General features: G+C 55.7%; 13 protein-coding genes, 1 tRNA gene and 1 pseudogene. 14 read left to right on the top strand and 1 reads right to left on the bottom strand.

Annotated elements, in window-relative coordinates:
* Window positions 1–96 precede the first annotated feature (96 nt).
* The 5 genes and pseudogenes from AC5FXY_RS10505 (at window position 97) to rplT (ending at window position 4,872) form a co-directional block, all read left to right on the top strand.
* Window positions 97–1,170, top strand: coding sequence for a tetratricopeptide repeat protein (locus AC5FXY_RS10505; RefSeq protein ID WP_493556626.1), 1,074 nt, complete (start codon window positions 97–99; stop codon window positions 1,168–1,170).
* A 174-nt stretch (window positions 1,171–1,344) separates the two neighbouring features.
* On the top strand, window positions 1,345–3,303 hold the full coding sequence (thrS, locus tag AC5FXY_RS10510; RefSeq protein WP_493556627.1) for a threonine--tRNA ligase: 1,959 nt from the start codon (window positions 1,345–1,347) through the stop codon (window positions 3,301–3,303).
* Window positions 3,304–3,479: 176 nt separating this feature from the next.
* Window positions 3,480–4,034, top strand: a pseudogene (gene infC / locus AC5FXY_RS10515) (translation initiation factor IF-3); the annotation flags it as partial.
* A 191-nt stretch (window positions 4,035–4,225) separates the two neighbouring features.
* The gene (gene rpmI, locus AC5FXY_RS10520) at window positions 4,226–4,420 is read left to right on the top strand and encodes a 50S ribosomal protein L35 (RefSeq protein WP_493556628.1); all 195 of its coding nucleotides are present in this window, start codon (window positions 4,226–4,228) and stop codon (window positions 4,418–4,420) included.
* A gap of 104 nt (window positions 4,421–4,524) precedes the next feature.
* Window positions 4,525–4,872: a 50S ribosomal protein L20 gene (gene rplT, locus AC5FXY_RS10525; protein WP_400190956.1), complete on the top strand. Its 348-nt coding sequence runs from the start codon at window positions 4,525–4,527 to the stop codon at window positions 4,870–4,872.
* 447 nt (window positions 4,873–5,319) lie between these two features.
* Here rplT and AC5FXY_RS10530 read toward each other — a convergent pair.
* A tRNA-Met gene (locus AC5FXY_RS10530) sits at window positions 5,320–5,393 on the bottom strand.
* 139 nt (window positions 5,394–5,532) lie between these two features.
* Between AC5FXY_RS10530 and AC5FXY_RS10535 the strand changes: the two genes are divergently transcribed.
* The 9 genes from AC5FXY_RS10535 (at window position 5,533) to AC5FXY_RS10575 (ending at window position 15,128) form a co-directional block, all read left to right on the top strand.
* On the top strand, window positions 5,533–5,946 hold the full coding sequence (locus AC5FXY_RS10535; RefSeq protein WP_493556629.1) for an START-like domain-containing protein: 414 nt from the start codon (window positions 5,533–5,535) through the stop codon (window positions 5,944–5,946).
* 155 nt (window positions 5,947–6,101) lie between these two features.
* A complete protein-coding gene (locus AC5FXY_RS10540; RefSeq protein WP_493556630.1) occupies window positions 6,102–7,541 on the top strand; it encodes an LptF/LptG family permease in 1,440 nt (479 codons plus the stop codon).
* A gap of 233 nt (window positions 7,542–7,774) precedes the next feature.
* Window positions 7,775–8,050 (top strand): 30S ribosomal protein S15, encoded by a 276-nt coding sequence (gene rpsO, locus AC5FXY_RS10545; RefSeq protein ID WP_493556631.1) that lies wholly within the window; start codon window positions 7,775–7,777, stop codon window positions 8,048–8,050.
* 174 nt (window positions 8,051–8,224) lie between these two features.
* On the top strand, window positions 8,225–10,486 hold the full coding sequence (gene pnp, locus AC5FXY_RS10550) for a polyribonucleotide nucleotidyltransferase (protein WP_493556632.1): 2,262 nt from the start codon (window positions 8,225–8,227) through the stop codon (window positions 10,484–10,486).
* A 136-nt stretch (window positions 10,487–10,622) separates the two neighbouring features.
* Window positions 10,623–11,486: a sigma-70 family RNA polymerase sigma factor gene (locus AC5FXY_RS10555; RefSeq protein WP_059071387.1), complete on the top strand. Its 864-nt coding sequence runs from the start codon at window positions 10,623–10,625 to the stop codon at window positions 11,484–11,486.
* A gap of 142 nt (window positions 11,487–11,628) precedes the next feature.
* The gene (trxB, locus tag AC5FXY_RS10560; RefSeq protein WP_493556633.1) at window positions 11,629–12,576 is read left to right on the top strand and encodes a thioredoxin-disulfide reductase; all 948 of its coding nucleotides are present in this window, start codon (window positions 11,629–11,631) and stop codon (window positions 12,574–12,576) included.
* Between the two features lie 168 nt (window positions 12,577–12,744).
* On the top strand, window positions 12,745–13,857 hold the full coding sequence (locus tag AC5FXY_RS10565; protein WP_493556634.1) for a peptidoglycan DD-metalloendopeptidase family protein: 1,113 nt from the start codon (window positions 12,745–12,747) through the stop codon (window positions 13,855–13,857).
* Between the two features lie 91 nt (window positions 13,858–13,948).
* Window positions 13,949–14,668, top strand: a complete 720-nt coding sequence (gene bshB1 / locus AC5FXY_RS10570) for a bacillithiol biosynthesis deacetylase BshB1 (protein WP_493556635.1) — start codon at window positions 13,949–13,951, stop codon at window positions 14,666–14,668.
* A 247-nt stretch (window positions 14,669–14,915) separates the two neighbouring features.
* On the top strand, window positions 14,916–15,128 hold the full coding sequence (locus AC5FXY_RS10575; RefSeq protein WP_493556636.1) for a hypothetical protein: 213 nt from the start codon (window positions 14,916–14,918) through the stop codon (window positions 15,126–15,128).
* Window positions 15,129–15,706: the final 578 nt, after the last annotated feature.

A 15,706-nucleotide genomic window follows, 5' to 3' on the forward strand; every position in this document is an offset into this window, starting at 1 on the left:
CCAGTGCTCCGTTTTGCTCGTGTATTGCTGCCTTTGGCATTCAGCCCGCTGCTGTTGAGCTGTGAACAAGCAGCATCAGGAAGCCAGAGTGAAACCATGGTCAACTTGCGCACCGTGCGTAGCGGCCCGGCTATCCAGGCCGCTGAACTCAACGGTGCTATTGCCCGCCAGCCCCGCAACCCTTTGCTTTACGCCCGTCGGGCTAGCTTTCATCTCGATGACGGCAAGCTCGATGCCGCGCTCCGGGACATCAATCGGGCCATTGACCTGGATGATAGCCCCGGGGATTTTTACCTGGTTCGTGCCCGTGCCCTTCGGGCGCAGGGCCAGTTGCAAGCCGCCCTTGATGCTGCCGCAGAGGCCCAGAAACGGGGGTACAACCCGCCGGAACTGCACCTACTGTTAGGTGAAACGAACCTTGCTGCCCGCCGCTACCGCACTTCCCTGGATTATCTAGACCGCGTACTGCGCGAGGACCCGAATCATGCGTCCGCCTTGTTCTACAAGGGGCTCGTATATTCCGCTTTGCGCGACACAGCGCAGGCATTGGATTACTTACGGGCCAGTGCTATTCGTGCGCCGCGCCAACCCGAAGTAATGCACCAGCTGGCTTTTCTGCTCAACGCCAATCGGCAACCAACAGTAGCCGCCCCTTATGTAGAGCGTGGCTTGCAAGCCGACCGTACGTACGCACCCTTGTGGTACGATCGGGGCCGCGTGTTTGATTTTGCCGCTCAGCCCGACAGTGCCGCCCGGCAATACGCCCGGGCCGTTCGCCTGGATAGCACCCTGTACCGGGCCGATTACCGCCTAGGGCAATACCACTACAAAGCAAAACGCTACAAGCAAGCCATTACGCCGCTACGCCGCGCCCAGCGTCGTAGCCAGTTTCTGCCTAATGTAGGCCTCATGCTAGCCGATAGCTATGAGCAAACCGGTCAAAACCAAGCTGCCTGGGTTGCATACCGACAGCTGGTTAAGCAGTTTCCGGCAAACCGGCACTATACCTTCAAGACCTGGAAAATCGGTCAGCGGCTTCCGCTGCCGCAGCTCGATTCGCTGAAAAAAGTGTACGGTGCCCCTCCAGTGCCGCGCCGGGCGCCCTCGGCCGAGCCAGGTTTCTACGATTCCTTGCCTGTACGTACCCCATCGCTGATTACGCCCCGCTAGCTAAAAGCTGAGGGCTATAGGGCTGCTTTGCCGTAAAGCGGCGGTTTCAGCAACTAGAGCTGCCAGTTCGCAGCTCACTGCAAGCCCTCGACGACCAATTTCCTCCGCTAAGTGGATTCTGCGCCCGAAGCTGCTAACTTGCGGGCTACTGCTGTTTTTGCACGTTTTTTTGTTATGATTAACATCACGCTCCCCGACGGCTCAGTGCGTCAGTTCGAGGCTGGCGCCAGTGGTTACGACGTAGCCGCTAGCATCAGCGAAGGCCTGGCCCGCAATGCCTTGGCCGTGCGCGTCAACGGCGAAGTCCGCGACCTGCACCGCCCCATTTCCGACTCTGCCAACGTGGAGATTCTCACGTGGAACGACGAAGCGGGGAAGAATACATTCTGGCACTCCTCGGCTCACTTGCTCGCCGAAGCCCTAGAGGCGCTGTATCCCGGCGTTAAGTTCGGCATTGGTCCGCCCATAGAGAACGGCTTCTATTACGATGTTGACCTCGGTGAAGGCCGCAGCATCGGCCCTGATGATTACGGGAAGATCGAGCAAAAAATGCTCGAGTTGGCCAAGAACAAAAGCCGCTACGAGCGCCGCGCCGTTTCGAAAGCCGATGCCATTGCCTACTTCACCGAAAAAGGTGACCCTTACAAGCTCGATTTGCTCGAGGGGCTCGAAGACGGCAGCATCACTTTCTACCACCAAGGCAACTTCACTGACCTGTGCCGTGGCCCCCATTTGCCAGACACTGGCAACATCAAAGCCGCTAAAGTCCTGAACGTAGCCGGCGCGTACTGGCGTGGCGACGAGAAGAACAAGCAGCTGACGCGCATCTACGCCATTACTTTTCCCAAGGATAAGGAGCTCAAGGAATACCTGCACAAGCTGGAGGAAGCGCGTAAGCGTGACCACCGGAAGCTGGGCAAGGAACTAGAGCTGTTTGCCTTCTCGGAGCGGGTAGGAGCGGGCTTGCCGTTGTGGTTGCCAAAAGGCACCGCCCTGCGCGAGCGGCTGGAGCAGTTTATGCGTCGGGCCCAGGTAAAAGCAGGCTATCTGCCCGTTGTGACGCCGCACATCGGCGCCAAGGAACTGTACGTGACTTCCGGTCACTACGAGAAGTACGGGGCCGATTCGTTCCAGCCGATCAAGACTCCTAACCCCGGCGAGGAATTCTTCCTCAAGCCGATGAACTGCCCGCACCACTGCGAGATTTACAAGACCAAACCGCGCTCTTACCGCGACCTACCCTTGCGTCTGGCCGAATTCGGCACGGTGTACCGTTACGAGCAGTCGGGCGAGCTGCACGGTCTCACCCGCGTCCGGGGCTTCACGCAGGACGATGCACATATCTTCTGCCGCCAGGATCAGGTAAAGGATGAGTTCATCAAGGTGATTGATCTGGTGCTGTACGTATTCCGGGCCCTGGGCTTCGAAGACTACACCGCTCAGATTTCGCTTCGTGACCCGGAAAACAAGCAGAAGTACATCGGCTCCGATGAGAACTGGGCAGCTGCCGAACGCGCCATCCAAGAAGCAGCCGTGGAACGCGGCCTGCGTACCGTAACGGAGCTTGGTGAAGCGGCCTTCTACGGTCCCAAGCTCGATTTTATGGTCCGCGACGCTTTGGGCCGCAAGTGGCAGCTGGGTACCATTCAGGTCGATTACAACCTGCCCGAGCGCTTCGAGCTGGAGTATGTAGCCCCCGATAACTCGCGCCAGCGCCCTGTGATGCTGCACCGTGCGCCGTTTGGCTCGCTGGAGCGCTTTGTGGCCGTGCTGATCGAGCACTGCGCCGGTAACTTCCCGCTGTGGCTAGCCCCGGAGCAGTTCATCGTTCTTCCGATTTCGGAGAAGTACCACGAGTATGCCCGCCGGGTACAGGAGCAGCTCCAGCAGGCTGATCTGCGCGGCAACGTGGACGAGCGCGACGAACGCATCGGCCGCAAGATCCGCGACGCCGAGATGCAAAAGATTCCTTACCTGCTAGTGGTGGGCGAGAAGGAAGCCGACAACGGTATCGTATCGGTGCGCCGCCACGGAGAAGGCGACCTAGGCTCCATGCCCATTGACGCTTTTGTGCGTAATTTTCAGGAGCAAGTGATGGAGATGATGAACGGCGGAACCGTAGTGGCCCACTAGCCGTTACACCAATAGCAAACCTGTTCAGCCCGCCGGAAACGAGCTTTTCCGGCGGGCTGAATTTTGCGTTTCGGGAAAATTGCCGGATATTCGCCCGCTGAAATAGTTGGCGGGCCTGATTGTCAGGTGCTTTCGGCTGTTCGCCCAACCAAGTCTCACCTTAAACATTTCGACTTATCAGAACCCCTAACCGCCGCCTCCCTCCACGTCAAGTGGAGGAGCCGTTCAAAATCAATGGCAAGATTACGGCCCGCGAGATTCGCCTTGTAGGCGATAACGTGGAGCAGGGCATTTATTCCACCGACCAAGCCCGCCGTATGGCCGAGCAGCAAGGTCTGGACCTCGTGGAGATATCTCCCACGGCTGTTCCTCCTGTGTGCCGCGTTATCGACTACTCGAAATTCAAGTACGAGCAGAAGAAGCGCACCCGCGAGATGAAGGCCAAGCAGACGAAGGTGGTGGTCAAAGAAATTCGTTTCGGGCCCAATACCGACGACCACGACTTCGCTTTCAAGCTCAAGCACGCTCAGGAATTCCTGCGTGAGGGTGCCAAGATCAAGGCGTACGTTCACTTTGTCGGTCGTTCCATTGTCTTCAAAGAGCGTGGCGAAATCCTGTTGCTGAAATTTGCCCAGGCCCTAGAAGACTTGGCTAAAGTGGAGCAACTGCCTAAGCTTGAAGGCAAGCGGATGTTTCTCTACCTCGCGCCCAAAGCTGTAGTAGTAAAGCCTGCCGCCGCTAAGCCAGCCGCTAGTGCTCCTGCAGCATCAAAGGAGGGCGTCAAAGAAGCTGCTCCCAAGGCATCTGCTTCCAACGAAGCGACTGAATAGAATATTCCGCGGCGCGAGCCGCTATGACTTTCAGGCGAGCCGGCCCTAGGCAGCCGTCCGCCGTTGTTGTTTTACTTCTTAACCTTTTCGAAATGCCGAAAATGAAAACCAAGTCCGGCGCCAAGAAGCGTTTTACGCTCACCGGCACGGGCAAAGTGAAGCGCAAGCACGCTTTCAAATCGCACATTCTGACCAAGAAGAGCACGAAGCGTAAGCGCAATCTGACTCACTCTACCCTTGTTAGCTCCGCTGACATGGGTCGTGTAAAGGACATGTTGGTCCTCTAAGCGGCGGCTTGTTCTCCCGCTGAACTCATTTTTTCACCCGGCGTCCGGTTATCGCCAAGCCGCTTTGTGTTAAGCAGGCACCGGCCGCCAAAAACAAGTAGGTTATGCCAAGAAGCGTCAATAACGTGGCCTCGCGCCACCGTCGCAAAAAGGTAATGCGTCTGGCCAAAGGTTACTTCGGCCGTCGCAAGAATGTCTGGACGGTTGCCAAAAACGCCGTTGAGAAAGGTCTCCTGTATGCTTACCGGGACCGTAAGGTTAAGAAGCGCGAATTCCGTGCCCTGTGGATTCAGCGTATTAACGCTGGTGCCCGTCAGTACGGTCTGTCGTACTCGCAGTTCATGGGCGGTCTGAAGAAGGCTGGCATCGACCTGAACCGTAAAGTTCTCGCCGACCTCGCCCTGAACCACCCCGAAGCTTTCAAAGGCATCATTGAGAAAGTAAAGGCTTAGCCTTAGCCTTCGCTTTTGCCTAGCTCTGCAAAGCCCGACTCAATTGAGTCGGGCTTTGCTTGTTTATCGGGGTATGTGTGCCTTAAGGCCTGCAGGATCTGTTGTCTAATTCACATTGAAGCAGCCGTCGCAGGCATGTGTCTGTAATGCTGCATTTGATAAGTCTAGGCGGCGTTATGAATAAGCTTAAGCAAGCAGATAATATTAACACTGACTGAATCTTTCAGAAACCAAATCTTAGGCTGCTTACCCTATAATTAACAGTCCCGCTACAAAGCTCTACAAGCCCTTTTGTGTAGCAGGCGAGAACTGCCCGTGAGGACATGTTCCCAACTAGGACAGAGCTTGGTCTAAGTGGGTTTTTCGCTACCGGTGTATGAAGGCCCGGTGGGTGAATGGCCGTAAAACAAAAAACCGCTTCCATGAAAATGGAAGCGGTTTGCCTTGTAGCGGGGACGAGATTTGAACTCGTGGCCTCAGGGTTATGAATCCTGTGCTCTAACCAACTGAGCTACCCCGCCGCAGAATGATGGCGCAAAGGTAAAGCGAAGATTTAACGTTGTGCAACCTTTGCCGGAAAAAAAAGCCGTGTATCTTGCCGCAAGTCGCTGATGTAGCTGATACCCAGCGGCACATTTTTATTGATTTCTCCGCTTGCATATGCCTCTCTCCGCCATCCGCTCCAAGCACCGATTTGTGCAGGAGTACCCCATCAACGCCTCTGCAAAAATCCTCTATCCTTATTTGGCTACTGCCTCCGGGCTCCGACAATGGTTCTGTCAGGATGTGCAGATGATTGACAATCACACCTTCAGTTTTGTGTGGGACAACCAAACGCACTTGGCTGAGTTAACGTCTCAGCGAACCAACCGCTCGGTACGTTATGTGTTTCTAAGCTCAGACCGGCGGCACATGCCCGATGCCAATTATCTTGATTTCACAATTGAATCATCGGAGTTGACGCAAGAAGTTTACCTGCGCATTGCCGATTACTCGGAGGAAACCGATGATGTAGAGCTACAGGAAATGTGGGATAATTTGATTCAAAACTTACGCGAACTGGTCGGCGGCTGAGCTGATTTGTTCGGTTTCATTGTTAGAACAGGAGGGAAGCTGCCCCGTATTGGAGTAGCCAGCCCTCCTTTTTTGCTGGCCCGAAGGATGCGGTGCCGGCTTAATATACCTTTGCGGGTGTTTGCGCGTTGGCGTTCCAAACGGCCCGATTCGGCATGAAGAAACTGGATAAATTGATTTTGAAGGCCTTTATAGGCCCCTTCTTGCTCACGTTTGCGGTGGTTGAATTTGTGTTTCTCACCCAAACGATGATGAAATACTTGGACGACCTGCTCGGTAAAGATTTAGGTGCTGGCGTAATAGCGCAGCTGCTGATGTACTTCAGCGTACTCATCGTTCCGATTTCGTTGCCGTTGGCAGTATTGCTGTCGTCGCTGATGACGTATGGCAACCTCGGGGAGCACCACGAACTGACGGCTATTAAGACGTCAGGCGTATCCTTGGTGCGTATTCTGCGGCCCGTGATGCTGTTTAGTGCGCTGCTAGCCGGTATAGCGTTTTGGTTCAACAATAGCATTGTTCCCAAAGCCAATTTGCAAGCTTATAGCCTGCTCTGGGACGTGCGCCAGCAGAAGCTAGCCTTGGATATCCGCGAGGGCGTGTTCTATAATGGAATTCCGGGTTATACCATTAAAGTAGACCGGAAGGGGGGCGAAAACGGCGAGAAGCTCTACGGGGTAATGATCTACGACCACAGCGGCAACAGCGGCAACATATCCATGGTCTTGGCTGATTCGGGTCGCATGGCCACGCGCATGGATGGGCAGTACCTAGGCTTGGAGCTATTCAACGGTCGCAAATACGTGGACCAACCAACCGCCCGCGACCGGTCGGGGGCTGGTTTCGTGCAGCAAAGTTTTTCACGCACCGATATCCTGTTTTCCTTAGCCTCTTTTGGCTTGGACAGGACCGATGTGCAGCTGTTCACGGAAAACAAAATGATGAAAAATATTCCCCAACTGCACGCCTACGTTGATTCGTTGCATCGGCAACTAAACAAGGAGCGGCAGTTGAGCGGCTCGCAACTAAACCCCTATTTCCTTTACCAGCGCTTCGATACTACCGGACAAGCTTTTAATAAGCGGATGGCTCAGCTAGATGTCCCGGCAACTAAGATGGCGGAAGTAAACATTGGAATGGTACAAACGGCCAACAACCGCGCCCGTAACATCCGTTCTTTTCTGAGTAGCTACTCAGAGCGGCTGGCTAGCACTGCCCGGGAAGCGGGGAATTACCGCATTGAGGTATTTCGTAAGTACACCCAATCTGTGGCCATCTTGGTCATGTTCCTAATAGGAGCCCCGTTGGGTTCCATTATTAAAAAAGGAGGGCTGGGGGTGCCAGTATTGGTGTCGATTCTGTTTTTCATTGTTTTTTACGTGGTATCCATCATTGGGGAGAAATACGGGCGCGAAGGAGTAATGCCCGTTGGGATAGGTATGTGGATGTCCAATGTTATGCTGTTGCCAGCCGGGTTATTTTTCCTGTACCAAGCCCGCCGCGACTCCAGCTTGTTCGAAGTTGATTTTTGGCTCCGCCTGTCGCGCCGGTTGCCCAAGTGGCTGGTACGGCGCCCTACGCCAGTAGCAGGCTGACTCCGAATCAAGTTTTGCATCGCTTGGCAAGGCTTCAGCCCGACTAAGTCCAAAGCGGAAAGCCAATTACGGCTTTCCGCTTTGTTTTTTGCTGCCTGCAGTGGTGCGAAGCGTACGGCGATGGGGGAATGTTACCTGAAAATTCTTACCTTTGCTCCACGCCTTGCTATGTTGCCGGCGTATTCTCTTTTTCACACTTTTAATCCAAGACGGGGCTTTCTCCCTATCTGCCGATGAAACTCACTACCGAAGCCAAGCAGGCTATCTTCGAACAGCACGGCGTTGCCAAGACCAAAACCGACACCGGTTCGGCCGAATCGCAAATCGCGCTGTTCACCACCCGGATTAACCACCTGACGGAGCACTTGAAAGTCAACAAGAAAGACTTCTCGACCCGTCTGGGCCTGCTCAAGCTGGTAGGTAAGCGTCGTCGTCTGCTGAACTACTTGCAGCAGCGCGAAATCAACCGCTACCGCGCCATCATTAAGGAGCTGGGCATCCGTAAGTAACCCACTCCAGAAAGCAGGGAGCCCGCCGGCCGGGTTCCCTGCTTTTTTTGCGCTGCCCGGCACACTTTGTTGGCCGGGCGCGTTGCTTTAAACCAGAGCCGGAATTTCCGCGCCTGACTGCAGGCGCGGCTTCGCTGCCCCAAGCTGTTCATCATCAAAAGCTACCCTGAAGGAATGCCTCCTTACAACGCGGTTACCAAACACATTTCGCTGCCAGACGGTCGGCAGATCTCCATCGAAACCGGCAAGCTGGCCAAATTCGCCGACGGCGCCGTCGTAGTTCGCCTGGGCGACGCGATGCTGCTCGCTACGGTCGTTTCGCAACCTTCGCAGCGCGAAGGCGTGGATTTCTTGCCGCTGTCGGTGGATTACCAGGAGAAGTTCGGCGGTGCCGGTAAGATTCCCGGTTCGTTCCAGCGCCGTGAAGGCCGTCTGTCCGATTACGAAGTGCTGGTATCGCGCCTCGTCGACCGCATCCTCCGCCCGATGTTCCCCAAGGATTATCACTACGAGGTGCAGGTAATGATTTCGCTGATTTCGGCCGATAAGGACGTTCAGCCCGATGCCCTGGCCGCTTTGGCCGCTTCGGCTGCCCTGTCGGTTTCCGATATTCCCTTCGCTGGCCCGATTTCCGAAGTGCGCGTGGCGCGCATCGACGGCCAACTGCAAATCAACCCCAAAACTGCTGACATCGAGCGGGCCGACATCGATTTGATCGTGGGTGCTACCATCGATTCGGTGGCGATGGTGGAAGGCGAAATGGACGAAGTAAGCGAGGAAGAAATGGTAGAAGCCATTGCCTTTGCTCACGAAGCCATCAAAGAACAAGTGCGGGTACAACAGGAACTGGCACAGGCCGTGGAAAAGTCCCACGTGAAGCGCGAGTACCCCAAGTACGACGAAAATGAAGAGCTGAAGCAGCGTATCACGGAAGCCGTCTACCAGAAGGCTTACGAGGTAGCTAAATCGGGCAACACCAGCAAAGCCGGCCGCAAGGAAGGCTTTGGTGCCATCAAGAAGCCGCTGCTCGAAGAGCTGCTGGCTGAAAATCCCGAGCTGGATCAGAAAATGTTCGGCCGCTACTACGGTTCGGCTGAGAAAAAAGCCATCCGCGATATGATGATTAAGGAGCGCACGCGCCTCGACGGTCGTCAGTTGACGGAAATCCGCCCGATCTGGTCGGAGGTAAACTACCTGCCCGGTGCACACGGCTCGGCTCTGTTTACGCGCGGCGAAACTCAGTCGCTGACTTCGGTAGCTCTCGGCACCAAACTCGACGAGCAGATTGTGGACTCGGCTATGGTGTCGGGCTACAACAAGTTTCTGCTGCACTACAACTTCCCTGCTTTCTCGACCGGTGAGGTGAAGCCCAACCGCGGCCCTGGTCGTCGCGAAGTAGGCCACGGCAACCTGGCCATGCGCTCTATCAAAAAGGTGCTGCCGGGCGAGGACGAGAATCCTTACACCATCCGCGTAGTATCGGACATTCTGGAGTCGAACGGCTCCTCGTCGATGGCTACTGTATGCGCCTCCTCTATGGCCCTGATGGATGCCGGCATTAAGCTGAAGGCCGCCGTTTCGGGCATTGCCATGGGCCTCGTGCAGGACAAAGAAACCGGCGAATACGCTGTGCTGTCGGATATCCTAGGTGATGAGGACCACCTTGGCGACATGGACTTCAAAGTAACCGGCACGGAGAAAGGCATCGTGGCTTGCCAGATGGACATCAAGATCCAGGGCTTGTCGCACGAAATCCTGACCGCGGCGCTGCATCAAGCTCGTGAGGGCCGCCTGCACATCTTGGGCGAGATGAACAAAACCATCAGCGCTCCGGCTGCCGACCTGAAGCCGCATACCCCGCGTTCGACCAAAATTCTGGTGGACAAGGAGTACATCGGTGCCATTATCGGCCCGGGTGGCAAAGTGGTTCAGCAGATCCAGAAGGATACCAACGCGACCATCACCATCGAGGAGAAGGACGAGAAGGGTCACGTGTACATCTACACGTCGAATGCTGACGATATGGCCGCCGCAGTAGGCCGCATTCGCGGTATTGCGGCCACGCCGGAAGTAGGCGAAACTTACGGTGGTACGGTGCGCTCCATCCAGGCTTACGGTGCTTTCGTGGAGTTCATGCCGGGCAAAGACGGCCTGCTGCACATCTCGGAAGTAAGCTACGACCGTCTGCCCTCGCTGGAAGGCGTGCTGACGGTGGGCCAGGAAGTGAAGGTGCAACTGGTGGAAGTGGACAAGAAGACGGGTAAATTCCGCTTGTCGATGAAGAGCCTCATGCCAAAGCCGGAGGGCTACGTGGAGCCGACTGAGCGCCCGGAGCGCCCCGAGCGCGGCGACCGTCCGGATCGGGGCCCACGCCCTGACCGCGGTCCGCGCCCCGAGCGGGGCGAGCGTCCCGAGCGTTTCCAGGGCAACCGGTAGAACAGGAAACACATCCATTTTAAACTCGGCGAACTTTCGGTCAGATGGGGGCGTTTACCCCATCTGACCGCGGTTCCTGCCGCAAACGTCATAAAACCAACCTGCACCTTTTTACACGCTTCCGCGCCCGTCTAAAATGAGACAGTTAAAAATCAGCAAGCAGATTACCAACCGTGAAAGCCAGTCACTGGATAAGTACCTCCAGGAGATTGGTAAGGTAGATCTGCTGACTCCCGATGAGGAAGTGACGCTGGCACAGCGCATCAAGGAAGGCGACCAGCAGGCACTGGAAAAGCTCACCAAGGCCAACCTCCGCTTTGTGGTATCGGTGGCCAAGCAATACCAGAACCAGGGTCTGTCGCTGGGCGACTTGATCAACGAAGGCAACCTGGGCCTTATCAAAGCCGCTAAGCGCTTTGACGAAACCCGTGGTTTTAAATTCATCTCGTATGCCGTATGGTGGATTCGTCAGTCCATCCTGCAGGCACTGGCCGAGCAGTCTCGCATCGTGCGTCTGCCCCTGAACCGCGTAGGCTCGCTGAACAAGATCAGCAAGTCGTTCTCGGAGCTGGAGCAGAAATTCGAGCGGGAACCCTCGCCGGAAGAAATTGCCGAAGTACTTGAGCTGACGACTTCGGAAGTGGTTGACACACTCAAGATTTCGGGCCGTCACGTATCGGTAGATGCACCGTTTGTGCAAGGAGAAGAAAACCGCCTGCTCGACGTGCTCGAGAACGAAGACGAAGAAACGCCTGATAGCGGCTTGATGACGGACTCGTTGCGCAAGGAAGTGCAGCGGGCGTTGTCGACGCTGACTAAGCGCGAGGCCGACGTGATTACGCTGTACTTTGGCTTGAACGGCGAGCATTCGCTCACGCTTGAGGAAATCGGCGAGAAGTTCAACCTGACCCGCGAGCGGGTACGCCAGATCAAGGAAAAAGCCATTCGCCGCCTGCGCCACACGTCGCGCTCCAAGGCACTGAAGCCTTACTTGGGCTAGACCATTTTACTTTCAAGTTATGGAAACCCCGGCCCTATGGTCGGGGTTTTTGTTTGGTAGGGAGAGACCATGTCTGAACTACCGTGCAGACGGCCTGTTATCTTACCTTTGCTGCTCCTTACGGAATTCGCATTTTCAACTCATGGAGAATACTGTCGCAGAACACGTCAAGTGTCTGATAATTGGCTCGGGCCCGGCTGGCTTTACGGCTGCCATCTACGCTGCTCGAGCCAACATGCATCCCGTCATGTACCAAGGTCTGCAGCCAGGCGGCCAGCTGACTATCACCAACGACGTGGAGAACTTTCCCGGCTACCCCGATGGGGTGATGGGGCCGCAGATGATGGAAGACCTCAAAAAGCAGGCCGAGCGGTTCGGCACCGATATCCGCTACGGCATTGCTACGGCGGTTGATTTTTCGGGACACCCGCACCGGGTAACTATCGACGAAAAGCACACCCTCACGGCCGATGCCGTCATTATTGCTACGGGGGCTTCGGCCAAGTGGCTCGGCATCGAGTCGGAAGCGCGGCTGAATGGCTCGGGCGTATCGGCTTGCGCTGTGTGCGACGGGTTTTTCTACCGAGGCAAGGACGTGGCCATTGTGGGCGCCGGCGACACGGCGGCTGAGGAAGCTACGTACCTAGCCAACCTCTGCAAGAAAGTGTACATGCTGGTGCGGAAAGGGGAGATGCGGGCTTCGAAGATCATGCAGAAGCGTGTGCTCGAAAATCCGAAGATTGAAGTGCTCTTTGACACGGTGACCGATGAAATCCTGGGTCAGCACGCCGTGGAAGGCGTACGGGTGAAGAACATTTTGACGCATGAAACGCGCGAAATTGCCATTGAGGGCTTCTTCGTAGCTATCGGCCACGAGCCCAACTCGGCCATTTTCCGCGAATATCTGCACCACGACGAGCAAGGGTATCTGAAGACTATTCCAGGTACCAGCAAGACCAACGTGGACGGAGTGTTTGCCTGCGGCGACGTGCAGGACTATGTGTATCGCCAAGCCGTAACAGCAGCCGGCACGGGCTGCATGGCTGCGTTGGACGCCGAGCGTTACCTAGCCGCTTTAGGCGTGCACTAAGCAAAGGCGAAGTAGGACGGCATACTTAAAGTTGGATTTTTACCGTTCGAACGGGCCGCTGCACTCGCTGTGTAGCGGCCCGTTTTGTTTCGGCTTCCGTACCTTTGCACCTCCCGGGGGCTGCGCCACGCGGCGTGGCCCCCGGGACTCCACCCAGTCCTATTACACTTGTCAAACACATTCAAATTCTGGTTGCTGGGCTTGTTGGCCACGCTGCTGTGGTTGGCCCCGGATGCGGCCATGGCCCAGCGGAAACGCTCGACGCCTACCAAAGCCAAAGCGGGCACGCCGAAGGATTTCTTCCGCATCAAGGCGCCTAAAATCCGCTACGTGCGGCCCGACACTACCGTCCTCATCGAAACCGAAGAGCTGCCTGATGACAACTCGGACGCGGCTAAGTCGATTTTCCGGCCGGCCAAGCCGCTGAGCATCGTCAGCGAAGACACCAGCACGCTGAACCTGGGCCAGCAAAGCATCGTGGAGATGTCGGAGGAGGTGCTGATCGACTCCTCGTGGATCAAGGTAGCGGGTTATTACGCCATCTGGGATACGCGCTCCATCAACCCGTACCGCCGCGACCCAGGTCGCCTGCGCGACACGCTCACGCTGCGCCTCACCGATGAGCCCCGGCAACGCTATGCCCGCATGCCGCTTAACACCACGCCCATGACCTCGGACTTCGGCTGGCGCGGCTACCGGTGGCACTACGGCGTGGACCTTGACCTGGAAACCGGCGACTCGGTGAAGGCCGCTTTCGATGGCGTGGTGCGCGTGGCCAATTACGATGGTGGTGGTTACGGCTATTACCTGGTGGTGCGTCATTACAACGGCTTGGAAACCCTCTACGGGCACTTGAGCAAGCAGCTGGTAAAGCCCGGGACATTCGTCAAAGCCGGACAACTGATTGGTAAGGGCGGAAGCACCGGCCGTAGTACCGGTTCGCACCTGCACTACGAAGTGCGCTATGAAGGCAACCCCATCGACCCGGAGCAGGTGTACGACTTTCCAGAGTACCAACTGCGCGAGGAAAATCTGCGGGTGACGGCCGCGCTCTTCAATTACGCTGGCCAAGCGGCTCGCATGAAGGCTGCGGCGCGGGCGCGGGCGGCCAGCCACCAGCCCTCGGCGGCACGGCGTACGGTGTCGCACCGCATCCGGCCAGGCGATACGCTATCAGAAATAGCGGACAAATATGGTGTGTCGCAGGCCCAGATTCGGAAGCTGAACGGTATTACCGGCAAAACCACCTTGCGCCCGGGCCGTACGCTGCGGGTAAAGTAAATGGTCAAATGGTTGGTTGGTCGAATGGTTGCTTGTTCTGCATTCAGAATAAGCAGCCATTCGACCAACCAACCATTTAATAGCGAATCACATGAAACTTGATATTCTGGTGCTGTCGGCGCACCCCGACGATGCCGAACTGGGCTGCTCGGGGACGTTGCTGGCGGCTATTGCGCAGGGCAAGAAAGTAGGGATTGTGGATTTGACGCGGGGAGAGCTAGGCTCCCGCGGTACTCCCGAAATCCGGGCTCAGGAAGCCGCCGCCGCCACCAAGGTACTAGGGCTGCACGCCCGCGAAAACCTGGGCCTGCCCGACGGCTTTTTCCGCAATGACCGGGAGCATCAGCTGCCCATCATCGCCGCGGTGCGCCGCTATCAGCCCGATATTGTACTCATGAATGCCATTCACGACCGGCATCCTGACCACGGCCGTGGCTCGCAATTGGCTTCAGAAGCGTGCTTTCTGGCGGGGTTGAAAATGATCGAAACTATCGGCGCTGACGGCCAGCCGCAGGCGGCCTGGCGGCCAAAGCAGGTGTATCACTTTATCCAGGATCGGTACATCAAGCCGGACTTCATCGTGGATATCACGCCTCACTGGAGGCAGAAGCTGGAAGCCATTGCCGCCTTCGCCTCTCAGTTCAACGTGGGCACCGATGGCCAACCGCACACCTACATCTCGTCGCCGGAGTTTTGGCACTTCCTTGAAGCCCGCGCCCGCGAAATGGGGCACCTCATCGGGGTGGAGTTTGGGGAAGGCTTTACCGTGGAACGACCCATCGGGGTACGGGATTTAGCGGAGCTGTTATAAGGCCAAGTCTCCGTCGCTCAATAATAAAAGCTTTGGCCCAAGCTTTTAATTGTACCTTAGCGGGTCGGAAAGGCGTAGGCCAGTGCTTTTTTGATCGTGTCTTGGCCGGTGGTTTTGAGCAGTAATCACTGCTTACCGCGGTGTAAAGGCCATTTCGACCAGCGTCGCGGTGGGTTACATCCAGCAAAAATTATCGAAACCAAGAAACGTTAATGATTCTTTTGTCACCCTTTTGCGTTGGCTCAGTATGAAAACTCCAAGTAAACGCGGCTCGCGCAAGGAAGCCGAACCCACTGCTCCAACCTACGCCACCCACGGCGACCATATGCAGGCGCTCAACAGCCGTGAGGCGGGCAAGACAGTTATGTATAAACAAGATGCCTGGGGCCACATCGAGACGCGCTTTGTGCGCACCCAGAATGTAAAAGCCTGGGAAGCCAAAGGCTTCGTCGTTCGGTAGGTATCCAGCAAATCATGACTGGTAGCGTGTGCACGTTGCGCCATGCTCATTAGTTCTAGATAGCTTCAAAAAGTGGCGCAAGCCACTTTTTGTGTTTTTGAGAGGGTATGGTTCATCCCAGTGGCAGTCGCACGTCCACATTTCCTCGCCCGGTTTTAGTGCTTTCTCGGAGGCTGTGAACTAGAAGTAAGACATATGGTAGGAGCGTAGTTTGGCGAAGCATTTACCGTGAAGCGGCTGATTGGGGTACTAGATTTAATGGAATTATTTTAGAATCAAATCTTTTAAGTTATGCGGATATTCAACCGTGCTTCTGTGCTTCTGTTTATGTTATTATGTGTCGGAAATTGCTCTTTACTTGCGCAAAGCGACTCAAATAAAGGAGATATATACGCAATATATTATGTGCGTTATTATATATATCCAATGAAATTGAAACCACTTTTAAACAATTTTTATAGTTTAAATAATGCATATCACCGGAGGAATAGGCGAGTTTATAAAGCTGTTTCAGCCATCAAAAATAACGCCCTTAACAATAAGCTGGTGCAATCAGATAAGGCTGCTATCCACGTTAC

This window comes from Hymenobacter sp. FMD4 (genome assembly GCF_058932745.1).

Bases quoted from the DNA above. Each gene is read 5' to 3' on its own strand.
- AC5FXY_RS10505 (WP_493556626.1), top strand. From the start codon at position 97: ATGGTCAACTTGCGCACCGTGCGTAGCGGCCCGGCTATCCAGGCCGCT.
- thrS (WP_493556627.1), top strand. From the start codon at position 1,345: ATGATTAACATCACGCTCCCCGACGGCTCAGTGCGTCAGTTCGAGGCT.
- rpmI (WP_493556628.1), top strand. From the start codon at position 4,226: ATGCCGAAAATGAAAACCAAGTCCGGCGCCAAGAAGCGTTTTACGCTC.
- rplT (WP_400190956.1), top strand. From the start codon at position 4,525: ATGCCAAGAAGCGTCAATAACGTGGCCTCGCGCCACCGTCGCAAAAAG.
- AC5FXY_RS10535 (WP_493556629.1), top strand. From the start codon at position 5,533: ATGCCTCTCTCCGCCATCCGCTCCAAGCACCGATTTGTGCAGGAGTAC.
- AC5FXY_RS10540 (WP_493556630.1), top strand. From the start codon at position 6,102: ATGAAGAAACTGGATAAATTGATTTTGAAGGCCTTTATAGGCCCCTTC.
- rpsO (WP_493556631.1), top strand. From the start codon at position 7,775: ATGAAACTCACTACCGAAGCCAAGCAGGCTATCTTCGAACAGCACGGC.
- pnp (WP_493556632.1), top strand. From the start codon at position 8,225: ATGCCTCCTTACAACGCGGTTACCAAACACATTTCGCTGCCAGACGGT.
- AC5FXY_RS10555 (WP_059071387.1), top strand. From the start codon at position 10,623: ATGAGACAGTTAAAAATCAGCAAGCAGATTACCAACCGTGAAAGCCAG.
- trxB (WP_493556633.1), top strand. From the start codon at position 11,629: ATGGAGAATACTGTCGCAGAACACGTCAAGTGTCTGATAATTGGCTCG.
- bshB1 (WP_493556635.1), top strand. From the start codon at position 13,949: ATGAAACTTGATATTCTGGTGCTGTCGGCGCACCCCGACGATGCCGAA.
- AC5FXY_RS10575 (WP_493556636.1), top strand. From the start codon at position 14,916: ATGAAAACTCCAAGTAAACGCGGCTCGCGCAAGGAAGCCGAACCCACT.